The 22,717-nt window shown below is 63.1% G+C and carries 24 protein-coding genes; 3 read left to right on the plus strand and 21 right to left on the minus strand.

Annotation, left to right across the window (positions count from 1 at the left end; translation table 11 throughout):
* Positions 1-6: 6 nt before the first annotated feature.
* Positions 7-717 (minus strand): response regulator transcription factor CtrA, encoded by a 711-nt coding sequence (gene ctrA / locus AC1DVR_RS04905; RefSeq protein WP_477999415.1) that lies wholly within the window; start codon positions 715-717, stop codon positions 7-9.
* A 92-nt stretch (positions 718-809) separates the two neighbouring features.
* Positions 810-1,088, minus strand: a complete 279-nt coding sequence (gene sciP, locus AC1DVR_RS04910) for a CtrA inhibitor SciP (protein WP_477999416.1) — start codon at positions 1,086-1,088, stop codon at positions 810-812.
* Between the two features lie 124 nt (positions 1,089-1,212).
* Here sciP and mnmA point away from each other — a divergent pair, with 124 nt between their 5' ends.
* The 3 genes from mnmA (at position 1,213) to AC1DVR_RS04925 (ending at position 6,055) form a co-directional block, all read left to right on the plus strand.
* On the plus strand, positions 1,213-2,355 hold the full coding sequence (gene mnmA, locus AC1DVR_RS04915; protein ID WP_477999417.1) for a tRNA 2-thiouridine(34) synthase MnmA: 1,143 nt from the start codon (positions 1,213-1,215) through the stop codon (positions 2,353-2,355).
* Positions 2,356-2,476: 121 nt separating this feature from the next.
* Positions 2,477-4,075 carry a peptide chain release factor 3 gene (locus AC1DVR_RS04920; protein ID WP_477999418.1) on the plus strand — a complete coding sequence of 533 codons (1,599 nt, stop codon included), beginning with the start codon at positions 2,477-2,479 and terminating at the stop codon, positions 4,073-4,075.
* Positions 4,076-4,333: 258 nt separating this feature from the next.
* On the plus strand, positions 4,334-6,055 hold the full coding sequence (locus AC1DVR_RS04925; RefSeq protein ID WP_477999419.1) for a DEAD/DEAH box helicase: 1,722 nt from the start codon (positions 4,334-4,336) through the stop codon (positions 6,053-6,055).
* Between the two features lie 171 nt (positions 6,056-6,226).
* Here the strand turns inward: AC1DVR_RS04925 and AC1DVR_RS04930 are convergent, their stop codons facing one another.
* The 19 genes from AC1DVR_RS04930 to AC1DVR_RS05020 form a co-directional block, all read right to left on the minus strand.
* Positions 6,227-7,951, minus strand: a complete 1,725-nt coding sequence (locus AC1DVR_RS04930) for a ribonuclease J (RefSeq protein WP_477999420.1) — start codon at positions 7,949-7,951, stop codon at positions 6,227-6,229.
* Positions 7,935-8,723 (minus strand): type III pantothenate kinase, encoded by a 789-nt coding sequence (locus AC1DVR_RS04935; protein ID WP_477999421.1) that lies wholly within the window; start codon positions 8,721-8,723, stop codon positions 7,935-7,937. Before AC1DVR_RS04935 ends, AC1DVR_RS04930 begins: the two co-directional genes overlap by 17 nt.
* Positions 8,724-8,796: 73 nt before the next feature.
* Complete coding sequence (locus tag AC1DVR_RS04940; RefSeq protein WP_477999422.1) at positions 8,797-9,555, minus strand: biotin--[acetyl-CoA-carboxylase] ligase; 759 nt, start codon at positions 9,553-9,555, stop codon at positions 8,797-8,799.
* Positions 9,545-10,981 (minus strand): NADH-quinone oxidoreductase subunit NuoN, encoded by a 1,437-nt coding sequence (gene nuoN, locus AC1DVR_RS04945; protein WP_477999423.1) that lies wholly within the window; start codon positions 10,979-10,981, stop codon positions 9,545-9,547. The genes AC1DVR_RS04940 and nuoN overlap by 11 nt, the downstream gene beginning before the upstream one ends.
* A gap of 12 nt (positions 10,982-10,993) precedes the next feature.
* Entirely contained in the window at positions 10,994-12,544 is a 1,551-nt protein-coding gene (locus AC1DVR_RS04950) for an NADH-quinone oxidoreductase subunit M (RefSeq protein WP_477999424.1), read from the minus strand.
* Positions 12,544-14,697: an NADH-quinone oxidoreductase subunit L gene (gene nuoL / locus AC1DVR_RS04955; protein WP_477999425.1), complete on the minus strand. Its 2,154-nt coding sequence runs from the start codon at positions 14,695-14,697 to the stop codon at positions 12,544-12,546. Before nuoL ends, AC1DVR_RS04950 begins: the two co-directional genes overlap by 1 nt.
* Positions 14,698-14,701: 4 nt before the next feature.
* Positions 14,702-15,010, minus strand: a complete 309-nt coding sequence (nuoK, locus tag AC1DVR_RS04960) for an NADH-quinone oxidoreductase subunit NuoK (protein ID WP_477999426.1) — start codon at positions 15,008-15,010, stop codon at positions 14,702-14,704.
* A 122-nt stretch (positions 15,011-15,132) separates the two neighbouring features.
* Positions 15,133-15,594 carry a hypothetical protein gene (locus AC1DVR_RS04965; protein WP_477999427.1) on the minus strand — a complete coding sequence of 154 codons (462 nt, stop codon included), beginning with the start codon at positions 15,592-15,594 and terminating at the stop codon, positions 15,133-15,135.
* A 69-nt stretch (positions 15,595-15,663) separates the two neighbouring features.
* The gene (locus AC1DVR_RS04970) at positions 15,664-16,164 is read right to left on the minus strand and encodes a hypothetical protein (protein ID WP_477999428.1); all 501 of its coding nucleotides are present in this window, start codon (positions 16,162-16,164) and stop codon (positions 15,664-15,666) included.
* A gap of 48 nt (positions 16,165-16,212) precedes the next feature.
* Positions 16,213-16,827, minus strand: a complete 615-nt coding sequence (locus AC1DVR_RS04975; protein ID WP_477999429.1) for an NADH-quinone oxidoreductase subunit J — start codon at positions 16,825-16,827, stop codon at positions 16,213-16,215.
* Complete coding sequence (locus AC1DVR_RS04980) at positions 16,824-17,243, minus strand: carboxymuconolactone decarboxylase family protein (RefSeq protein WP_477999430.1); 420 nt, start codon at positions 17,241-17,243, stop codon at positions 16,824-16,826. Before AC1DVR_RS04980 ends, AC1DVR_RS04975 begins: the two co-directional genes overlap by 4 nt.
* A gap of 4 nt (positions 17,244-17,247) precedes the next feature.
* Entirely contained in the window at positions 17,248-17,742 is a 495-nt protein-coding gene (gene nuoI, locus AC1DVR_RS04985; protein ID WP_477999431.1) for an NADH-quinone oxidoreductase subunit NuoI, read from the minus strand.
* Positions 17,742-18,002, minus strand: coding sequence for a hypothetical protein (locus AC1DVR_RS04990; protein ID WP_477999432.1), 261 nt, complete (start codon positions 18,000-18,002; stop codon positions 17,742-17,744). Before AC1DVR_RS04990 ends, nuoI begins: the two co-directional genes overlap by 1 nt.
* A gap of 3 nt (positions 18,003-18,005) precedes the next feature.
* On the minus strand, positions 18,006-19,043 hold the full coding sequence (gene nuoH, locus AC1DVR_RS04995) for an NADH-quinone oxidoreductase subunit NuoH (RefSeq protein WP_477999433.1): 1,038 nt from the start codon (positions 19,041-19,043) through the stop codon (positions 18,006-18,008).
* 25 nt (positions 19,044-19,068) lie between these two features.
* Entirely contained in the window at positions 19,069-19,485 is a 417-nt protein-coding gene (locus tag AC1DVR_RS05000) for a hypothetical protein (protein WP_477999434.1), read from the minus strand.
* Complete coding sequence (gene nuoG, locus AC1DVR_RS05005; protein ID WP_477999435.1) at positions 19,485-21,503, minus strand: NADH-quinone oxidoreductase subunit NuoG; 2,019 nt, start codon at positions 21,501-21,503, stop codon at positions 19,485-19,487. The genes AC1DVR_RS05000 and nuoG overlap by 1 nt, the downstream gene beginning before the upstream one ends.
* 71 nt (positions 21,504-21,574) lie before the next feature.
* Positions 21,575-22,027 carry a DUF5333 family protein gene (locus AC1DVR_RS05010; protein WP_477999436.1) on the minus strand — a complete coding sequence of 151 codons (453 nt, stop codon included), beginning with the start codon at positions 22,025-22,027 and terminating at the stop codon, positions 21,575-21,577.
* On the minus strand, positions 22,024-22,209 hold the full coding sequence (locus AC1DVR_RS05015) for a hypothetical protein (protein ID WP_477999437.1): 186 nt from the start codon (positions 22,207-22,209) through the stop codon (positions 22,024-22,026). Before AC1DVR_RS05015 ends, AC1DVR_RS05010 begins: the two co-directional genes overlap by 4 nt.
* 3 nt (positions 22,210-22,212) lie before the next feature.
* Positions 22,213-22,716 (minus strand): DUF3291 domain-containing protein, encoded by a 504-nt coding sequence (locus AC1DVR_RS05020; RefSeq protein WP_477999438.1) that lies wholly within the window; start codon positions 22,714-22,716, stop codon positions 22,213-22,215.
* Between the last annotated feature and the right edge of the window lies 1 nt (position 22,717).

The following is a 22,717-nucleotide window of genomic DNA, read 5'->3' on the forward strand; positions in this document are numbered from 1 at the left end:
CCAGCCTCAGGCGCTGGCGGCCAGACGCGGCACTTCCCCGATGCTGGGTTCGCGCAGCACATAGCCGCGACCCCAAACGGTTTCGATGTAATTGTGGCCACCAGTCGCCTCGGCCAGCTTCTTGCGCAATTTGCAGATGAAGACGTCGATGATCTTCAGCTCCGGCTCGTCCATGCCGCCGTAAAGATGGTTAAGAAACATCTCCTTGGTCAGCGTGGTTCCCTTGCGCAGGCTGAGGAGTTCCAGCATCTGGTATTCCTTGCCGGTCAGATGCACCGAGGCGCCCTCGACATCGACGGTCTTGGCATCCAGGTTGACCTGAACCTTGCCGGTCCGGATCACCGATTGCGAATGGCCCTTGGACCGGCGGATGATCGCATGGATGCGGGCCACCAATTCCTCGCGGTGGAAGGGCTTGGTCAGGTAATCATCGGCGCCAAAGCCGAAGCCCTTGATTTTGTTCTCTGTATCGTCGGACCCCGACAGGATCAGGATCGGCGTTTCGATCCGGGCAAGGCGCAATTGGCGCAAAACCTCATGGCCCGACATATCGGGCAAGTTCAAATCCAGCAAAATCAGATCGTAATCATAAAGCTTGGCCAGATCTATGCCGTCCTCGCCGAGATCTGTACAATAGACGTTAAGGTTCGCATGTGTCAGCATCAATTCAATGCTGCGCGAGGTCGTAGGGTCGTCTTCCACCAGAAGGATACGCATCTTTCAGAACTCCGTCTCGACTGTCCATTAACGACTTTGGCGGGCAATGGTTAATCAAGCGTTACTCTGCCAGAACGAATACAGAAAACAACTTAAAGTTGTCGATACTTCTGGATAGTCGTGACACGCAGGGCCTTGTCCCCGTGTTTTTCCACCGCGTCGCGCCAGAGCGCAAACTCCTCCTCCGACAGGGCGTAGCGTTCCAGCGCCTCGGCCTCGGGAATCAGCCCGTAAAGCACGGCCTTGACCACCACGGCCTTGCGACTGGCGACCCAGCGACGGGTATCGGCCGGCGGCAGATCGGCCCGGCTGAGGATGCTGCCATCGGGCAATGTGACCTGGCGCGGGCCATCGACTTTCTTGAGATACATGGGGCTATCCTCGTCCAACGGGGTCAAAATGACCCAGCGTCCTTAAGCAAGGGTGAAGCGAGGGGTTGAGACTGCGTGGCATTTTCCTATATTGCAGGCCTAAATCCTCAACTTGGCCGCAATCATGCTGGACGTTAAACTGAATTCTCTTGGGCTTCCCAAGGCCCCGGCTGATACCCGCGTGGTCGTGGCCATGTCGGGCGGCGTTGATTCGTCGGTCGTCGCCGCCATGCTGAAGGAGGAGGGCTATGACGTCGTGGGCGTCACCCTGCAACTTTACGACCATGGCGCGGCTCTCGCCAAGAAGGGTGCCTGCTGTGCCGGCCGCGACATCCATGATGCGCGCCGCGTGGCCGAACAGATGGGCTTTCCGCATTACGTCCTCGACTACGAGAACACCTTCCGCGAGGCGGTGATGGAGGAGTTTGCCGACGCCTATCTCTCCGGCGCCACCCCCGTGCCCTGCATCCGCTGCAACGAGCGCGTCAAGTTCAAGGATCTTCTCGCCACCGCCAAGGACCTGAACGCCGATTGCATGGCCACCGGCCATTACATCCAGCGCAAGATGGGTGTCGGGCCCGAGCTGCACCGCGCCGCCGATGCCAACCGCGACCAGAGCTATTTCCTGTTCTCGACCACGCCCGACCAGCTGGATTACCTGCGCTTCCCCTTGGGCCATCTCGGCTCCAAGGCCGAGACCCGGGCGCTGGCGGCGAAATACGGGCTCTCGGTGGCCGACAAGCCCGACAGCCAGGACATCTGCTTTGTGCCCAACGGCAATTATGCCGCGGTGATCGAAAAGCTGCGCCCCGGCGCCGCCGATCCGGGCGAGATCGTTGATCTGGCAGGAAATGTCCTTGGCCAGCACAATGGCGTCATCCATTACACCGTCGGTCAGCGCAAGGGCCTCGGCGTCGGCGGGCTCGAAGAGCCGATCTACGTCCTGCGCCTCGATCCCGAAACCCGCCGCGTCGTGGTCGGCCCGAAATCGGCGCTGGCCACCCGCATCATCCCGGTGCGCGAGATCAACTGGCTCGGCGACGCCCCCTTCGACGGCCCCGAAATCGGACGTGAGCACCATATCGAGGTCAAGGTCCGCTCGACCCGCCCGCCGCGCGCCGCGATCATCCGCCCGCTGTCGCCCACCACGGCCGAGGTCGAACTCCTCGACCCCGAGGATGGCGTCTCGGCCGGCCAGGCCTGCGTTTTCTACGCCCCGAACTCGACCCGCGTCCTCGGCGGCGGTTGGGTCTGGCGCGGGAAATAACCCCCCGCACCCCCCATTTCATTGGTCCATAAATATCCCACGGGGAGGTCCGGAGGGGTGTGAAACCCCTCCGGCCGCCTGCCACATGGACCCCGGCCTGAAATTAGGCTACAGCCCCTCCATGCTCGACAACCGCCCCCAACTCCCGCCCGAAATCTCCCGCCGCCGGACCTTTGCGATCATCTCGCACCCCGACGCCGGCAAGACCACGCTCACCGAAAAGTTCCTGCTGTTCGGCGGCGCCATCCAGATGGCGGGTCAGGTGCGCGCCAAGGGCGAGGCGCGGCGCACGCGTTCGGACTTCATGAAGCTGGAGCAGGAGCGCGGCATCTCGGTCTCGGCCTCGGCCATGTCCTATGACTACCGGCAGTGGCGCTTCAACCTCGTCGACACCCCCGGCCACAGCGATTTTTCCGAGGACACCTACCGCACCCTGACCGCGGTCGATGCCGCCATCATGGTGATCGACGGCGCCAAGGGTGTCGAGAGCCAGACCCGCAAGCTCTTCGAGGTCTGCCGCCTGCGCGACCTGCCGATCCTGACCTTCTGCAACAAGATGGACCGCGAAAGCCGCGATGTCTTCGAGATCATCGACGAGATCCAGGAAAACCTCGCGATCGACGTGACCCCCGCCTCCTGGCCGATCGGCGTGGGGCGCGAGTTCATCGGGGCCTATGACCTTCTGCATGACCGGCTGGAGATCATGGACCGCGCCGACCGCAACAAGGTCGCCGAAAGCCTGCAGATCTCCGGCATGGATGACCCGAAACTGGCCAAACACGTCCCCGCCGACCTTCTGAAGAAGTTCCGCGAAGAGATTGAAATGGCGCGCGAATTGCTGCCCGCCTTCGACCGCGCCTCGTTCCTCAACGGCTCGATGACGCCGATCTGGTTCGGCTCGGCGATCAACTCTTTCGGCGTCAAGGAGCTGATGGATGGCATGGGTGAATATGGCCCCGAGCCGCAGCCGCAGAAGGCCTCGGAACGTCTGATCGACGCCTCCGAACCCACCGTGGCAGGCTTTGTCTTCAAGGTTCAGGCCAATATGGACCCGAAACACCGCGACCGCGTGGCCTTTGTCCGCCTCGCCTCGGGGCATTTCGAACGCGGCATGAAGCTTCTGCATGTGCGGACCAAAAAGCCGATGGCCGTGGCCAACCCGGTGATGTTCCTCGCCGCCGACCGCGAGCTGACCGAAGAGGCCTGGGCCGGCGACATCATCGGCATCCCGAACCACGGGCAACTCCGCATCGGTGACGCCCTGACCGAGGGTGAGGCCCTGCGCTTCACCGGCATCCCCTCCTTCGCGCCCGAGCTTCTGTCCGGCGTGCGCGCGCTTGACCCGATGAAAGCCAAGCATCTGGAAAAGGCCCTGACCCAGTTCGCCGAAGAGGGTGCGGCCAAGGTCTTCAAACCGATGATCGGTTCCGGCTTCATCGTCGGCGTCGTGGGCCAACTGCAGTTCGAAGTTCTGGCCTCCCGCATCGAGGAGGAATATTCCCTCCCCGTCCGCTTTGAACCCAGCCAGTTCACCTCGGCCCGCTGGGTCTCCGGCCCCAAGCCCGAGATGGAAAAGTTCATCAACGTCAACAAGGGCCATATCGCAATCGACAGCGATGGCGCGACGGTCTTCCTGACCCGCCTGAAATGGGACATCGACCGGATCGAGCGCGACTATCCCGAGCTGAAGCTGACTGCGACCAAGGAAATGATGGTCTGAGATGGCGCGCGGCACCGTGGTCGCGCCGGCGAGCGAAAAAGCGCTGGCGCCCTCGCGGCCCCTCCAAGGGCGGCGGAAGCGGTCTGCGCGCCCTCAGGGCCTGAAAGGTCGGTGCGGGTCGGTCCCTGCCCCATTCACCTTGACCCTGTGGACAATTTCCGCTATCCGCGAGCCGTGGGCATCTTGCCCGACGCCGGGGCGCCCGGAAGATGCGTCCCTTGACCCTTGGCGGGCCGATCCCGCCCTTTCAGGACGCTGATGACAAAATTCTCTGATCTGGCACTGGACCCCCGCGTGCTGCAAGCCGTGGTTGAATCCGGATACGAAATCCCCACCCCCATTCAGGCGCAGGCGATCCCGCCCGCCCTTCTGGGCCAGGACGTTCTGGGCATCGCCCAGACCGGCACCGGCAAGACCGCAGGCTTCACCCTGCCGATGATCACGCTGCTCGGCCAGGGCCGGGCACGCGCGCGGATGCCGCGCTCGCTGGTCCTTGCCCCGACACGCGAACTTGCGGCCCAAGTGGCCGAAAGCTTCGACAAATACGCCAAATACACCAAGCTGACCAAGGCCCTGCTGATCGGCGGCGTCTCTTTCGGCGATCAGGACAAGCTGATCGACCGTGGCGTTGACGTGCTGATTGCGACGCCGGGCCGTCTGCTCGACCATTTCGAGCGTGGCAAACTACTCTTGACCGGCGTGCAGATCATGGTGGTCGACGAGGCCGACCGCATGCTCGACATGGGTTTCATCCCCGATATCGAGCGCATCTTCCAGATGACGCCGAAAACCCGGCAGACCCTGTTCTTCTCGGCCACCATGGCGCCCGAGATCGAGCGCATCACCAACGCCTTCCTGAACAACCCCGCCAAGATCGAGGTCGCCCGCCAGGCCACCACCAACACTTCGATCGAGCAGAAGCTCTTCGCCTTCACGCCCACCCGCAAGGACCGCAGCTTCACCGAAAAGCGCGCCGTCCTGCGCGCGCTGATCAATGGCGAGGGCGAGAGCCTGACCAACGCCATCGTGTTCTGCAACCGCAAGATGGATGTGGATGTCGTGGCGAAGTCTCTGAAAGCCCACGGTTTTCATGCAGCCCCGATCCATGGCGACCTCGATCAGTCGGTGCGCACCAAAACGCTGGACGAGTTCCGCGACGGCTCCTTGCGGCTTCTGATCGCGTCGGATGTGGCTGCCCGTGGTCTGGATATCCCGGCGGTGAGCCATGTCTTCAACTTCGACGTACCCTCGCATCCGGAAGATTACGTCCACCGCATCGGCCGCACCGGCCGCGCCGGGCGTCTGGGCAAGGCCTTCACCATCTCGGTGCCTTCGGATGACAAATACCTCGGAAATATCGAAAGCCTGGTGAAACAGCCGATCCCGCGCGCCGCCCTGCCCGAAGGGGCACTGGATGGCGCTTCCGAGAATTCCGACCGCGCCCGCAGCAGCGCCGGCCGCTCCGGTGCGGCCCCCTCGGGTCGTTCGGGCCGTGGCCCGCGCGGCGGCGCCTCCTCTGCTGCGCGCAACGAGGTCAAGCCGCGTGACGTCATGCCGGTGATCGAAAGCGTGGCCGCCGAAGACACCCTCGTCGCAGCCCCTGCCGCCGCCCCGACCCGCGCCCCGCAAGAGCGCAGCGACGAGCGCCGCCGCGATCAACGCCCGAGCGGCGAGCGCAACACGGAACGCACTGGCGAGCGTTCCGGCGAGCGCAACCACTCCGGCGAACGCCGCAGCGAGACCCGCGATGCCCGCCCCGAACAGCGCGCCGACCAGCGCCCTGAGCAACGTCATGAGGCCCGCAGCGAAACCACCCGCAGCGAACCGCGCGGCGAGCGTCCGAACTACCGCTCCTCCTATCCCGGCCAGCACGAGCGCATCGTCGGCATGGGCGATCATGTGCCCGACTTCATCCTGCGCAGCTTCCGCATCGCGGCCGCGACCCCGGATGATGAGGAAAGCGAATCCAGCGCCGCCTGATCCGGCGCATTTCCCGGTCCAAGACAAAAACGCCCCGCTCCATCCAGAGCGGGGCGTTTTTCTGTCAGTGGAAGGCTTCTCCCAACCGGGGCCCCACATCCTGCCGCGCGGGGGGTGCGGGGGGCGGCGAGCCCCCCGCTCCGGGTCCGCCGAGCGCCCCCCGGGCCGGGATCACTCTGCCGAAAGCCGGCTGATCACCACGGTGACCTCGGGCTTCTTGCCGATCTCTTCCATCGTCACTTGCCGCACCACGCGCTTCAGCGCCTCTTCCAGCTTGTCGTCATCGGCCATGACCTTGCGGCCCGCCCCTTCGACAAACTCGCTCAGATCGCCTTCCAGCGTCTCGGCCAGATCCCGCCCGCCGCGCCCGACCGGCGACAGGCCGAGGATATCGACCCAGGGCTCGCCCAAAGCCTCGCCATCCTCATCCACGATCAGCGTCACCGTGACATGGCCGTTCAAGGCGAGGCGGATCCGGTTGCGGATCACCCCGTCCATCGCCCCAACCAAGGCCGTGCCGTCCAGATAGACGCGGCCCGTCTCGACCCGTTCCGCCACCACCGGCACTTCGCCGGTCAGGTTCAGCATCGTGCCATTGGTCGCGATGATCGAGGCGATCCCGGCATCGGTGGCAATCTTCACATGTTCGCGCAGATGCCGGTGTTCGCCGTGCATCGGGATCACCATGTCGGGCAAAAGAAGCCGGTGGACATGTTCCAGATCGGGCCGGTTGGCGTGGCCCGAGACGTGGTAAAGCCCGCCATTGTCATCGACGATGTTCACACCCTTTTCGGACAGGGCATTGACCACCTTCAGCACGTCACGCTCGTTGCCCGGGATGGTCTTGGAGGAGAACAGGAACGTATCCCCCTCGCGCAGCTCCAGCCCAAGGTATTTGCCACGCGCCAGCTGTGCCGAGGCCGCCCGACGTTCGCCCTGGCTCCCGGTCACGATCAGCATCAGGCTGCGGCGCGGCACTTCCAGCGCATCTTCCGGTCCGACATGACGCGGAAAGCCCAGAAGCACGCCGGATTGCTCCGCCGCCGAGACCATCCGCTTCATCGCCCGACCGAGCAGGCAGACGGTGCGCCCGGCCGCGCGCCCCGCCTCGGCCAGGGTCTTCAGACGTGCGACGTTCGAAGCAAAAGTCGTCGCCACCACCATCCCGGCCTGGGCCGAGATCAGCTCGGCCAAAGGCACCGCCAGAGTGGATTCCGACCGCCCCGGCAAAGGCGAAAACACGTTGGTGCTGTCGCACATCAGCGCCTTGACCGGGCGCTCGGCTGCGATTTCGGAGAACATCGCATCGTCCCAGGCCTCGCCCACGATCGGGTTGCGGTCGAGCTTGAAGTCGCCGGAGTGGACGATGCGACCGATCGGCGTGTCGATCAAAAGCGCCGCACTTTCCGGGATCGAGTGGCTGACCGGCAGGAATTGCACCTTGAAGGGGCCAGCCTCCACCGTCTCGGGCCGCGGTTTCACGGTGCGGATCGCGTCACGCGCCAGCCCCGCCTCTTCCATCTTCAAACGCCCCAAAGTCGCGGTGAAGGCGCGGGCATAGACCGGCTTCTTCATCTGCGACCAGAGATGCGGCAACCCGCCGAGGTGGTCTTCGTGGCCGTGGGTGATGAAGATCGCCTCCAGCCGGTCCAGCCTTGCGGTCAGCCAGGAAATATCGGCCATGATCAGGTCAACCCCGGGCGAACCATCCATATCCGGGAAGGCCACGCCGATATCGACGAGGATCAGCCGTTCCTTGCCGGGCGGGCCGTAGCCGTAAACATAGGCGTTCATGCCGATTTCCCCGGCACCGCCGAGGGGAAGATAGATCAGCCTGTCGCCATTGCGCACCTGCGAGGTGAGGATCAGCTTGTCAGGACTAGTGTTCGCGGCCATCGGCACTCTCTTTGTTAAAGGCGTGGATGAGGACGAGGCCATGCATGGTCAGATCATCCTCGATCGCATCGAAAAGTTCGGTTCCTTGCGCGAAGAGCGGGGCCAGCCCGCCGGTCGCAATGACTTTCATCGGGGCGGCGCGTTCCTTGCGCACTTCGCGCACAATGCCCTCGACGAGTCCGATATAGCCCCAATACACGCCCGATTGCATGCAGGCTATCGTATTCGTGCCGATGGCCTTGGCCGGGCGCGCCACATCTACGTGGGGCAAAGCCGCCGCCGCCATGTGGAGCGCCTCAAGGCTGAGGTTGGCACCGGGGGCGATCACCCCGCCGACATAGGCGCCATCGTCATCGACCACGTCGAAGGTGGTGGCCGTGCCGAAATCCACCACGATCAGGTTGCCGCCGTGGCGGTTGAACCCCGCCGCCGTGTTGACCAGCCGGTCGGGGCCGACCGTGACCCCCTGATCGACCCGCGGCGGATGCGGCAGGCGACATTCCGGCTTGCCCACCACCAGCGGGCGGCAGTCGAAGTAGCGGTTGCAGAGGACGCGCAGGTTGAAGACCACCCGTGGCACGGTGGAGGAGATGATTGCCTCGGTCACATGGGCCTCGACCTTGGTCAGCGCCATCAGCGAGGAGAGCCAGACGAAATACTCATCCGCCGTCCGCTTGTGGTCGGTCGAGATCCGCCAGGTGGCGCGGAACTTCGCGCCATCCCAGATCGAAAACACGGTGTTGGTATTGCCGCAGTCTATCGCGAGCAGCATGGGGACCTCGGGTCTGACAGGGGTCTGGAACAGGTCGCAGACCCTGACCAGACGGAGATAGCGCGCCAAGGCATCAGAAAAAGACCTCGGCGGCGGGAATGGCCTCACGGCCCTCGGCGGTGATCAGGATCAGGTTGCCGGCGGCGTCGATGGTCTCGAAGGTGCCGATGCGGGTGGTGGCGCCGGTGCGGGCCTGGATCACCTCGCCCAGACGCGCGGCGGATGACAGCCAGGCGGCGCGCAGGGGGGCGAAACCTTCGGACGTAAAGCGCGCCTCCCAACCCGCCAAGGCAGCGGCGAGATGGGTCAGGAAGGTCTCGGGCGTGATGCGCAAGCCGGTTTCCTGCAGAAGCGAGACGGGGCGCACGGCGTTGGGTTCCACCATCGAAGGGTCCGGCGCGCCGATCAGGTTGACGCCGATGCCGATGGCCAGATGCGCCACCCCCGGCCCCTGCGAGGTGCTTTCGAGCAGGATCCCCGCCAGCTTGCCACCGTTGAACAACACGTCATTGGGCCATTTCAGGCTGATCGCCTGCCCGAGCCCGGTCAGCCCCACCAGCGCATCGCGCAGCGCAAGGCTCGCCGCAAAGGAGCGGAGCGCCACCTCGGCGGCGGGCTCGGTCGGGTGGAGCAGCAGCGTGCCGTAGAAATTACCCCTCGGGCTGGCCCAGGGCCGCGCCCGGCGGCCTTTGCCGGCGGTCTGCTCATGCGCCAGAAACCACGCAGGCCCCGGCGTCTGCGGGGCCTGCCTCAGGGCATGGGCGTTCGTGCTGTCGAGGCTTTCGAAGATGTGGCGTGCCACACCTTCGGGCCAGACCGCCTCAGCCGACAAGCGAAGCTGCGGCAGCGACGGCTGCGGGTTCGATGCCGAAGAAGTTGATCACACCGATCAGCATGATCGCGGCCACCGCCATGAGCGCCAGCCACTGGACCGGCGCCATCCGGCTGGAGGCACCCTCCTGCTCGGCGCCAAAGTACATGTAGAAGACGATGCGCAGGTAGTAGAAGGCGCCGATCACCGAGGCGATCACGCCGACCACGGCCAGCCAGCCCATCCCGGCATCGACGGCGGCCTTCAGCACATAGAACTTCCCGAAGAAGCCCAGCATCGGCGGCACACCGGCCAGCGAGAACATCAGGACCAGCACAGCGAGGGCCTTCAAAGGTTCGCGCTTGGAGAACTGGTTCAAGAGGTTGATGTCGGTGACCGGCTTGCCACCCATCTCCAGCGACATGATGAAGGCGAAGGTGCCGACGTTCATGGTGACATAGATCGCCATGTACATCAGCATCGCCTGCACGCCGTAGGCGGTACCCGCCGCCAGACCCATCAACGCAAAGCCCATATGGGCGATCGAGGAATAGGCCATCAGGCGCTTGATGTCCTTCTGCCCGATGGCGGCAATGGCGCCGACGAACATCGAGACGACCGAGAGCGCCGCCAGAACCTGGCTCCACTGCGCGGTGATGCCACCGAAGGCGTCAAACACCAGCCGCGCGATCAGCGCCATGGCCGCGACCTTGGGGGCCGTAGCGAAAAAGGCGGTGACCGGGGTCGGCGCCCCTTCATAGACGTCCGGCGTCCACATGTGGAAGGGCGCGGCAGAGACCTTGAAGGCAAGGCCGGAGATCATGAAGACCAGACCGAACAACAGCCCGACCGGGACGCCATGCTGGACCGTGGTCAGGATGCCGGCAAAGCCCGTGGTGCCGGCAAAGCCGTAGACCAACGAAGCGCCGTAGAGCAGCAGGCCCGAGGACAGAGCGCCAAGGACGAAATACTTGAGGCCCGCTTCCGTCGACCGCGCGCTGTCGCGCTGGATCGAGGCCACGACGTAAAGCGCCAGCGATTGCAGCTCCAGCCCCATGTAAAGCGACATGAGGTCGCCCGCCGAAACCATCGCCATCATGCCGATCACCGACAGGACCACGAGGATAGGGTATTCAAACCGCCCCAGCCCGCGGCGCGACATGTAATCCTGGCTGATCACCAGAACCGCCGCTGCCGACAGAAGGATCGTCACCTTGGCAAAGCGCGCGAAGGCGTCGTCAACGAACAGGCCGCCGAAGGCCACGTTATTGCCGCTCTCGCCCACGCCGATCCACAGGGCCAGCGCCACCATGACGCCTCCCGTGGCCCAGGTCAGGGCGTTGGTCACCCCGTCCTTGCCGGTGTAGACCGCGAAAATCAGGGCCGCGAGCGCATAGACCGCGAGGATCAGCTCGGGAAGGACCGTGTGGATATCTTGGGTCAACATCTCTGGCCCCTCTCAGTTCGAAACGGGCGTCGCGGCGACCACGGCAGCAGCCGGGGCCGGCACATCGGCGCGGAATTGTGTGATCATCGCACCGACCGAAGGGCCGATGATATCGGTGACCGCCTTGGGATAGACCCCCAGAAGCAGCGTCATCACGATCAGCGGGGCGAAGATCGCCCGCTCGCGCCGGGTCATGTCGGTGATGGTTTTCAGGCTCTCCTTGACCAGCGCGCCAAAGACGACGCGACGGTAGAGCCAGAGGCCATAGGCCGCCGACAGGATCACGCCGGAGGTGGCGACGGCGGCCACCCAGGTGTTGACCTGGAAGATCCCCATCAGGGTCAGGAACTCGCCCACGAAGCCCGAAGTGCCCGGCAGGCCGACGTTGGCCATGGTGAAGAACATGAAGACCAGGGCATAGGCCGGCATCCGGTTGATCAAACCGCCATAGGCGTCGATCTCACGCGTGTGCATCCGGTCGTAGATGACGCCGACGCAAAGGAACATCGCACCCGAGATGAAGCCGTGGCTCAGCATCTGGAAGATCGCGCCATCGACGCCCTGCTGGTTCATCGTGAAGATGCCCATGGTGACATAGCCCATGTGCGCGACCGAGGAATAGGCCACCAGCTTCTTCATGTCCGACTGCACCAGCGCCACGAGCGAGGTGTAGACGATCGCAATGGCGGACAGCCAGAACACCACCGGGCTCCACAGATCGGCGGCCACCGGGAACATCGGCATCGAGAAACGCAGGAAACCGTAGCCGCCCATCTTCAGAAGGATCGCCGCCAGCACGACCGAACCAGCCGTGGGGGCCTGAACGTGGGCATCGGGCAACCAGGTATGGACCGGCCACATCGGCATCTTGACCGCGAAGCTGGCGAAGAAGGCGAGGAACAGCAGGGTCTGCAAGCCGCCGGTGACATTCATCCCCAGCACGACCATTGGGTCATGGGCGAATTTGAAGGTCATCAGCGTCGGGATATCCGTCGTGCCTGCCGCCTTGTACATGGCCACCATGGCAACCAGCATCAGGACCGAGCCGAGGAAGGTATAAAGGAAGAACTTGAACGAGGCATAGATCCGGTTCACCCCGCCCCAGATCCCGATGATCAGGAACATCGGGATCAGCCCGGCTTCGAAGAACAGGTAGAACAGAACGAGGTCCAGCGCGGTGAAGACGCCGAGCATCAGCGTCTCAAGCAGCAGGAAGGCGATCATGTAGTCCTTCACACGGTCGGTCACGTTCCAGCACGAGGCAATCGTGATCGGCATCAGGAAGGTGGTCAGCATCACGAACAGGATCGAGATCCCGTCCACGCCCATCTTGTAGCGCAGGCCCATCACCCAGGGATGATCCTCGACCATCTGGAAGCCGGTGTTGGACGGGTCGAATTTCTTCAGGACCAGCAGCGAGACGAGGAAGCTCAGCGAGGTGGCGAAGAACGCCAGCCATTTAGCATTGCGCTGTGCCGCAGGGTCATTGCCGCGCAGGAACAGCGCGAGGATCACCGCAGCCACCGCCGGGATGAAGGTGACGATAGAGAGAAGATTGGACATCAGTGCGTCCCTCCGGCGATGGTCATCCAGGTGATCAGAAGCGCAATCCCCAGAACCATCGCGAAGGCGTAGGTGAAGATATAGCCAGATTGCGCCCGGCCCGCGAGCCGGGTGAAGAAGGGAACAATCCCCATGGCCACGCCGTTCAGCGTGCCGTCGATGATCTGCTGGTCGCCACGCTTCCACAGGAAGCGGCCAAGACCCTTGGCGGCGCGCACGAAGATCACCTCGTAAAGTTCGTCAAAATACCACTTGTTCAAGAGGAAGCGGTAGAGCGGTGCCTGCTGCGCGGCCAACTGGCCCGGCAGCTTGGGGTTGCGGATGTAGAACTGGAACGCCACGAGGAAGCCGATCAGCATGGCCACGAAGGGCGAGACCTGAACCCAGACCGGGCTTTCATGCGCCTTTTCCAGCACATGGTTGTCCGGGCCGATGGCGATCGCACCGAAAGCATGCGCCTCGGTCGCACCGGCGGCCGCATCATGGGCCGCAGCGGGCGCCTCTGCCGTAGCCGCAGTTGCGGTCTCGGTCGTTGCAGCTTCGGTGCCGGTGGCATGTGCGGGCGCACTGGCCTCGCCGGTGGTTGCCGCGGCCTCTGCCGCAGCTTCGTGCGGCAGCGAGAAGAAGGCCGACATCTTCTCGTGATTGCCGAAGAAGTCGTTGTACCACAGCATCCCGGCAAAGACCGCGCCAAGCGCCAGAACGCCAAGCGGAATGGTCATGACCAGCGGGCTTTCCTTGGCATGCGCGTGGGCATGGTGATCGCCCTTTTCCGGACCATAGAAGGTCAGGAAGATCAGGCGCCACGAGTAGAAAGAGGTGAAGCAGGCCGCAATGACCAGCAGCCAGAAGCCATACATCGACCCGCCGGCATAGGCGCTTTCGATGATCGCGTCTTTCGACAGGAAGCCCGCAAAGCCGATATGGGTCAGGGGAATGCCGACACCGGTGATGGCCAGGGTGCCGATCATCATCATGGCGAAGGTGAAGGGGATCTTCTTGCGCAGACCGCCGTAGTTCCGCATGTCCTGTTCGTGGTGCATCGCGGTGATGACCGAACCCGCGCCGAGGAACAGCATGGCCTTGAAGAAGGCATGCGTGAAGAGGTGGAACATGGCCGCGCCATAGACGCCCGAGCCCGCGGCCACGAACATGTAGCCCAGCTGCGAACAGGTCGAATAGGCGATGACGCGCTTGATGTCGTTCTGCACCAGACCGACGGTCGCGGCAAAGAAGGCGGTCGAGGCGCCGACCACGACGATCAGCTCTTTCGCCTGCGGGGCGTATTCATAAAGCGGCGACATCCGGCAGACCAGGAAGACCCCGGCGGTCACCATGGTCGCCGCGTGGATCAGGGCCGACACCGGCGTCGGGCCCTCCATCGCGTCGGGCAGCCAGGTGTGCAGGAAGAGCTGCGCCGACTTGCCGCAAGCGCCGATGAACAGCAGGACGCCGATCACATTGGCCGCCGACCAGCTGCCCCAGAGGAAATGCAGGTTGGTGGTGCCGAGCGTCGGGGTCGCGGCAAACACGTCGTCGAACTTGATCGAATCCGTCAGGTAGAACAGCGCGAAAATGCCAAGCGCAAAGCCGAAGTCGCCAACCCGGTTGACCACGAAAGCCTTGATCGCCGCCGCCGCAGCCGAGGGTTTGCGGTAGTAAAAGCCGATCAGCAGATACGAGGCGACGCCCACGCCCTCCCAGCCGAAGAACATCTGCACCAGGTTGTCCGAGGTGATCAGCGCCAGCATCGAGAAGGTGAAGAACGAGAGATAGGCGAAGAAGCGCGCCCGGTAAGGCTCGCTGTGGCCCCAGTTCTCGTCATGCGCCATGTAGCCAAAGCTGTAGAGGTGGACCAAAGCCGAGACCGTGTTGACCACGACCAGCATGATCGCGGTCAGCCGGTCCAGCCGGATCGCCCAGTCGGTCGACAGCGTGCCGCTTTCAACCCAGCGCATCAGTTCGATATGCTGCGTGGTGCCGTCGAAACCCAGGAACACGACCCAGGACAGCACGGCCGCCAGAAACAGCAGGCCGGTCGCCACGATCTGCCCGGTCTTCTCGCCGATCAGGCGCCAGAAGAACCCGCAGATCAGCGAGCCCACCAAGGGTGCCAGCAAGATCACTGGCGCAAGCGTATTGAGACTTGCCATATCCTCAGCCCTTCATCACGTTCGCGTCTTCAACTTCAATCGTGCCGCGGTTGCGGAAGAACACGACCAGGATGGCAAGGCCGATGGCGGCCTCGGCAGCGGCGACCGTCAGGATGAACAGGGTGAACACCTGCCCGACCAGATCGCCCGATTTCGAGGAAAAGGCCACGAAGTTGATGTTCACGGCCAGAAGCATCAGTTCGATCGACATCAGGATGACGATCACGTTCTTCCGGTTGAGGAAGATGCCAAAAATGCCGATGACGAACAAAGCCGCCGCCACGACAAGATAATGTTCCAGTCCGATTTGCATCCGTAGTCCCTCCGGGTCTTGGCCCGTTTCTCATTTTGGCGGCGTAGCCACCCATCAGTCATTCGTCCAGCCGTCACTTCGCCCTTGGCAGTTTAAGTTGAACACTAAGGGCAAAGTATCTATCACCGCATGCGTCCAATCTTGGAATCCGGGTAGTATGCCGCGCAGGCGCAATCGCTAAAGTCCGAAGGGTCTGACACCGGTCCGGCAAAAGCGCCATTTGCCACGCTTGCCGACACAAGCCGTTCCCACGCAGTACCCTGTGCCGTACCATCAACACCGCGAATGGTGCGCCGCATTGCCAGGTAATCTGGATGGGACGAAAGAACAGCCGTTTGTCCGGTCGCGCAGTTGGTCACGACCGAGGATCTGGACCTATCTTGCGCCACGATTTCGCTTCCCAGATTGGCGGGAAAACCCGCGCCAACGTCCACATTCGTGAATTTGCACAATGCAGGCTTACCTGCGACTTTCGACAGATCCGACTCGGGCCAGTACGGGAGAAGCGCACAGCAGCTCAAGCCAAAGAGCATCATGGCCGCAACGACCACTCTGCCCTTCGTCACCTGCTTGACTTCCAACATCTAGTTCCCTCCGGGTCTTGGCCCGTTTGTCTTTCCTTGCGTCCGCCCCTTGTGGCGCAGACGGCTTTGTCATTTCACCCAGAGGCTTACGGTCTCAGGGTAATAAAGTTGGCACCCGCACTCCGGACGCTGGGCGTCGGCGGTGAAGGGTTTGGGCAGCTTGCCCTGTACCACGTCATAGCCGGCGCGCTTGGCCGTGCTGGCGAAAAGCGCCTCATTGGCGATCTTGCGGGCCTTGTGCAGCTTGTCGACCATGCCAAGCAGGTCGGCTCCGGACGAGGCCTCGGTGATCGGATATTCCGCCTTGACCTGAACGATGGTGCGGGTGGCGCAGTTGACCAGCGAATAGCGTTCTTTCAACCCGGCGGCGTCGATGTCCTCGGTCTTGAAGCCGACATAGCCGTTGCCCTCGTCGATGGCGGGATAGGCTTTGTGGGCGCCGAAGGCGTTCTTGGATTCCAGCCCGCAGGCGGGCAACTTGGTCGAAGTCTGCGTCGTCGTATCCGACAGCGCGGCCGTCGCCGAAAGGGCAACGATCAAAGTCGCAAGAACCGTCCTCATCATCTGCATCCACCTTTCCAAAACACCGCCCCGCGGGGCATTCCACTCAAAATTCGGCTACAGGCCCTGCCCCGGCTTCACGTCGATCATCTCCAGCGCCTTGGCCGGGTCGCGCCACATCTGGTGCAGCACGTTCTGGCGCTTGATGTCCTTGCGGTGGCGCAGGGTCAGCACGATGGCGCCGATCATGGCGACCAGCAGGATCAGACCGGCCAGCTGGAACAGGTAGAGGTATTTGTCATAGATCAGCAGACCCAAAGCGCGGGTGTTTTCGACCTGCGCCGCATCGGGCGTCGGCGCCTGATGCAGGCTCAAAGCACCATCGGCGAAGATCCAGGCGCCGATCCCGAAGGCCAGCTGCATCAGGATCACCACACCGACGAGCAGGCCAAGCGGCATGTATTTCGCCATCTGGCCCTTCAGCTCTTCGAAGTCGACGTCGAGCATCATGACGACAAACAGGAACAGCACCGCCACCGCGCCGACATAGACGATGATCAGAAGCATCGCCACGAACTCGGCCCCGAGCAGAACGAAAAGCCCCGCGCCGGACAGGAAGGTCAGGATCAGCCACAGCACCGAATGCACCGGGTTGCGGCTGAGCGTCACCATCAGGGCCGCAGCCACCGTGACGATTGCAAAGGCGTAAAAGGCCAGAACTGCCACGGTCATGCGGGCTTCTCCTCGGTGTCAGTGAAGACGGCTTGCGCGATCTCAAGCGCCTTCTGGGTGGCGGGCAAGCCGCCGAACATGGACATTTGCCAGATCACTTCCGCGATCTCGCGCTTGGTGGCGCCGGCGGCAAGGGCATTCTTGACGGTCGGGCGCAACTGCGGCTCGCCCAGGGGGCCAAGCACGGTTTGCGCCGCGATCGTCACCAGAAAGCGGGTGCGGGCATCCAGACCTTCGGGGTTGAAGGTCTTGCCGAAGAAGAACTCCAGCATTTCCCTGGGCATCGCCGGGAACATCTTCTCAAACGCCGAAGGATCGACACCGCCGAACCCGCTGGAGCCGGGCGTGAAAGCCTTGGCCATCTGCTGGCCCTGCTCCATCATCGTCTGGAAGAACTTGGCGAAATCCTGGGTCATGTGCTCACCGGTAAGGGGCGTCAAGTTCAAGGTTGCGGGCAATCTCGGCTTCCCAGCGGTCGCCGTTGTCCAGCAGTTTGGCCTTGTCGTAGAACAGCTCCTCGCGGGTTTCGGAGGCGAATTCGAAGTTCGGACCCTCGACGATGGCATCGACCGGGCAGGCCTCCTGGCAGAAGCCGCAGTAGATGCATTTCGTCATGTCGATGTCGTAGCGCGTGGTGCGGCGCGAGCCGTCGTCGCGCGGTTCGGCGTCGATGGTGATGGCTTGCGCCGGGCAGACTGCCTCGCAGAGTTTGCACGCAATGCAACGCTCTTCGCCCGAAGGATAGCGGCGCAGCGCGTGTTCACCGCGGAAGCGCGGGCTCAGCGGGCCTTTTTCGTGCGGATAGTTCAGCGTGGCCTTCGGCGCGAAGAAATACTTCATGCCAAGGCCGAAGCCTTTGATGAAGTCGAACAGCAGGAAATATTTGGTGGCGCGGCCCCAATCGACGTCAGCCATCATTTGTCCTCCGCAGTGTTGGGCGAGGCTTCGGGCATCTCGTGCGAAGCCCAGTGCTCTGCATGCGACAGTTCGGCGGCCTGATGGGCGTTCACTGTGCCATGGGCGACCAGAAGCTTGGCAACCTCGGCCAGATCCAGCGTGTCGCGCTTGGCGATCTGGATCTCGTCCACCAGGATTTCCCAGTGATGTTCATAGGGTTCCAGAACGATCGTATGGCCGTTGCGGTCAGCGTTCAGGCGGTGGTGCATGTCAGCCATGGTTCAGCCTCCCATCGAGAAACGGGCCCAGAAATGGCCGAGGATTTCATATTTAGCGAGGAACGAGATCAGCACGACCCAGCCGAGCGACAGGGGCAGGAAGACCTTCCAGCCAATCCGCATCAGCTGGTCATAGCGGTAGCGCGGCACGATGGCCTTCACCATGGCGAACATGAAGAACCAGATCACCATCTTGGCGAACATCCACAGGAAGCCGTCCGGCAGCCCCGGAATGGGCGAGAGCCAGCCGCCGAAGAACAGGATCGACAGAAGCGCGCACATCAGCCAGATCGCGATATATTCGCCGGCCATGAACAGAAGGTAGGGGGTCGAGGAATATTCGACCATGAAGCCGGCCACCAGTTCCGATTCCGCTTCCGGAAGGTCGAAGGGCGGGCGGTTGGTTTCAGCCAGCGCCGAGATGAAGAACAGCACGACCATCGGCAGGTGCGGCAGCCAGTACCAGCCCAGGAGGCCCCAGCCGGTGTTCTGCGCCGCCACGATATGACCAAAGCTCATCGACCCGGTCGAGATGATGATGCCGATGATGATCAACCCCAGCGAGACTTCGTAAGAGATCATCTGTGCGGCAGAGCGCAACGAGCCGAGGAAAGGGTATTTCGAGTTCGAGGCCCAGCCGCCCATGATCACGCCGTAAACCTCAAGCGAGGAGGCGGCGAAGACGAAAAGCACGGCCACGTTGATATCGGCCAAGACCCAGCCCTGGGCGAAGGGCACCACGGCCCAGGCCAGAACGGCGAGCACGAAGCTGACCATCGGGGCGAGGAAGAAGACCGCGCGGTCAGCCCCTGCCGGAACGATGATTTCCTTGAGGATGAACTTCAGCGCATCGGCCACCGATTGCAGCGCGCCAAAGGGCCCCACCACGTTCGGTCCGCGCCGCATCTGGACGGCGGCCCAGATCTTGCGGTCGCCATAGACGAGGAACAGAAGGCTGATCATCACGAAAGCGATGATGAGCACGCTTTGGGCGATCAGCAGCACTGCCGTGCCAAGCCCCGTCTGGAAAAAAGCAGTCATACTTTCCGTCCCTTTACTCACGGCCTCAAACCGTTGGTATTCCCTGGTCACCGCAGTCCCGCACCGTTACTTCGGCGTCAATCGTGCGCAGCCCCAAAGGCAATGATGCCGAGATGGTGTAAATCGCATCTCCGCGCCAAGTTCCACCGGTTTCCGCGATATTCGTGCGCAGATGACGCGCAAAACCGTAGCCCCGGATCAGTGCATACTGCGCCGCAGCACAACGCGCGTAATTCGATACGTCGTCGCGGTTGCGGGCGCCCTTCATGGCCACCCGGAAATCGACCAGATCACCCTCCAGAAGGACGGTCTCGATTCCCAGATAGGCCGGCTTGAAATCGGCCTTCGTCGTCGTCTCGCCCTGCCCCGTCCCCTCGGCGCAGGCCGCCAGCACCGCGAAAGCGGTGCAGGACAACCCGGCCAGAAGGAAGGACAGATGCATCATTCCGCTGCCAGTTTCGGCGCGGCGCGTTCGGCTTCCATGGCTGCCAGTTCGCCCATCGTGGCCGAGGCCCGGGCGATCGGATTGGTCAGGTAGAAGCTCTTGAAGGCATTGCGGAAGGTCGCGGCGCCCATGTCGCGCAGCGCCACCGGGGTCCAGCCGTTGTCGGCCACGGTGTCGATGGCGCCCAGATGCGGGTGCTTCAGCACGATGGCGGCGCGCAGTTGCGCCAGGCTGTCCCAGGGTAGGGTCTTGCCCAGTTCCGCCGAAAGCGCGCGCAGGATGGCCCAGTTTTCCTTGGCCTCGCCCGGCGCGAACCCAGCGCGCAGCGCTAGTTGCGGGCGGCCTTCGGTGTTCACGAACAGACCGTTTTCTTCCGTATAGGCCGCACCCGGCAGGATCACATCGGCGCGGTTTGCTCCGCGGTCGCCATGGCTGCCCTGATAGATCACAAACGGGCCCGGCGCGATATCGACCTCGTCCGCGCCCATGTTGTAGATGACCTCGGCGCCCTCGATGGCGGCCAGCAGGCCACCCTCGGTGACCGCACCCACGTCCATCGCGCCCACACGAGAAGCAGCGGTGTGCAGGACCAGAAGCTTGGCATCCTGCGAGGCCGCAATCGCCATGGCATGGGCCAGAACCGCCTCGCCATCAGCCTCGGAAATCGCACCCTGGCCGACGATGACGATGCCCGGACCCGCACCCTTGTTGTTTTGCGCAAAGGTCAGATGATCGGCCAGCGCCTGACGGTCGGTGCCGAAGTGATGGACATCATAGGTCAGATCCGCCGCCTGCCCCACCAGCCCGACCTGCGCGCCCTTGAGCCAGGCCTTGCGGATGCGTGCATTCAGCACCGGAGCCTCAAGCCGCGGATTGGTCCCGATCAGCAGGATGCCCTTGGCGCTGTCGATATCCTCGATCGTGGCGTTGCCGACATAGGCCGAGCGGTTGCCGATCGGCAACCGCGCGCCATCGGTGCGCGATTCGACATGGCCGCCGAGCGATTCGATCAGCGCCTTGAGGCTGAAAGCCGCCTCGACCGGGGCCAGATCGCCGACGAGGCCGACAACCTTCTTGCCCGCCATCGCAGCCGCCACCTTGACCAGAGCTTCGCCCCAGCCGGCTTTGCGCAACTTGCCGTTTTCACGGATGTAAGGCGTATCAAGCCGCTGGCGGCGCAGACCGTCCCAGATGAAGCGCGACTTGTCCGAGATCCACTCTTCGTTCACGCCGTCATGGTTGCGCGGCAGGATGCGCATCACTTCGCGGCCCTTGGTGTCGATCCGGATGTTCGATCCCAAAGCGTCCATCACGTCGATGGATTCGGTCTTGGTCAGCTCCCACGGACGGGCGGTGAAGGCATAGGGCTTGGAGGTCAGGGCGCCGACCGGGCAAAGGTCGATGATATTGCCCTGCAGGTTCGAATCGAGCGTCATGTTGAGGTAGGAGGTGATCTCGGCATCCTCACCCCGGCCGGTCTGGCCCATCTGGGTGATGCCGGCCACTTCGGTGGTGAAGCGGACGCAGCGCGTGCAGGAGATGCAGCGCGTCATCTTGGTTTCAACCAGCGGGCCGAGGTCCAGATCTTCCGAGGCGCGCTTCGGTTCGCGGTACCGCGAGAAGTCGACGCCGTAAGCCATGGCTTGATCCTGGAGGTCACACTCCCCACCTTGGTCACAGATCGGGCAATCCAAGGGGTGGTTGATGAGCAGGAATTCCATCACGCCCTCGCGGGCCTTCTTGACCATAGGCGTGTTGGTCTTGACCACGGCCGGTTCGCCATTGGGGCCGGGGCGGAGGTCGCGGACCTGCATCGCGCAAGAGGCCGCCGGCTTGGGCGGGCCGCCCACCACCTCGACCAGACACATCCGGCAGTTGCCGGCGATGGTCAGGCGCTCGTGATAGCAAAAGCGCGGAATCTCCACACCGGCCACTTCCGCGGCCTGAATGATGGTCATCGCCGGATCAACCTCGACCTCGATACCGTCGATGATCAGCTTTTTCAGGTTAGACATGGTGTCCCCTACTTCTTTGGTGCGACCGTCCGACGCTTCGCACGCCCTGTAAACGTCTTATGGTCGCCTCTTCAATGGGCAACCAGATATTTCCCGATGGCCGTGTGACCGGCAACCTCTGCATCGCCCGCGGCACAGAAAGAGGCACTGTCGCCAATGAGGATATTGCGTTTCGCGATGTAGCCCAAGATTGTGTCCTGCAAAACCCTCTGACCGCCAATTGACGCGATAAGCGTATCGTGCGTCACAGACCGATAGCCCTGTGCACCGGCAACCGTCTGCAATTCATGCTCGACCGCAGCCTTTTCCGATGGATTGATCGTGTAATGCTGCGGGCACTCCCGCGTAATTTCTTCGGCCAAGCCCCCGTCCAGCAACCGCCGCTTCTGATCCGCCGTGAAGGTGAGAGGTCCTTTCGGTCCACCGGCCGTGACAGGCGCTGTCACCTGAATGGAGTCATCGCAGGCTGACACGAACAGGCACAAAATGATCGCGACTGCGCTTCGAAGTCCCAAACCCGTCATGCGGTTTCCTTTCCGGGGCCGATCCGGCCTGAACGGTCTTCACGTTTTACCAAACCGAACTGCCCCGGTTCCGGGGCAATCTTGCGCGGTTCATCCGCTTTTAGCCGCCCGAAGGCAACGGTTTTTCGCCAAGCCGCACCGCCTGCCGCGATAAATTTTGCATGGCGTGTGGCGCTGCCCATCTTCTACTCCGCCGCTGCACGCGCGCAGGCGCGGCTCTGCCAGAGTTTCGCTTCCTGCAACCAGGCCCAGCCAAAGGCCTGATCGCTCGGGCCGTGGTCCTGCATGTGACGGTGGCGCGCCAACCCTTCGGCGACGCTGGGACGGTGGCCCACCGGCACCCACCACATTACGAGGTTGGAATTGCCGACCGCATCATACCATTCGGCACGGCGCGCATAGAATTGCCGGTGCACGGTGTTCCAGACAAAATGCTCCAGACTGGCCACGTCCTGCCAGACCGAGAGGGTCGAGGCCATGCGGGGGTTGCCGCCGAAAGCCTCCTCCGGGTCGGTCTGTGCCACCTCCATCTCGTCATCCGACAGGCGCCAGACGAAGCCGGGGCTTTGGGCTGCCAGACCGTTGACCAGGTCCAGACCCTGAACGAAATCCTGCACGCGGGGGTCATCCCAGTCGTGCTTCAGCTCGCCAAAGTTCAGCTCTGCCAGATGGTGCAGGGCGGGTTGCATG

This window comes from Rhodobacter sp. P2_H5 (genome assembly GCF_056403335.1).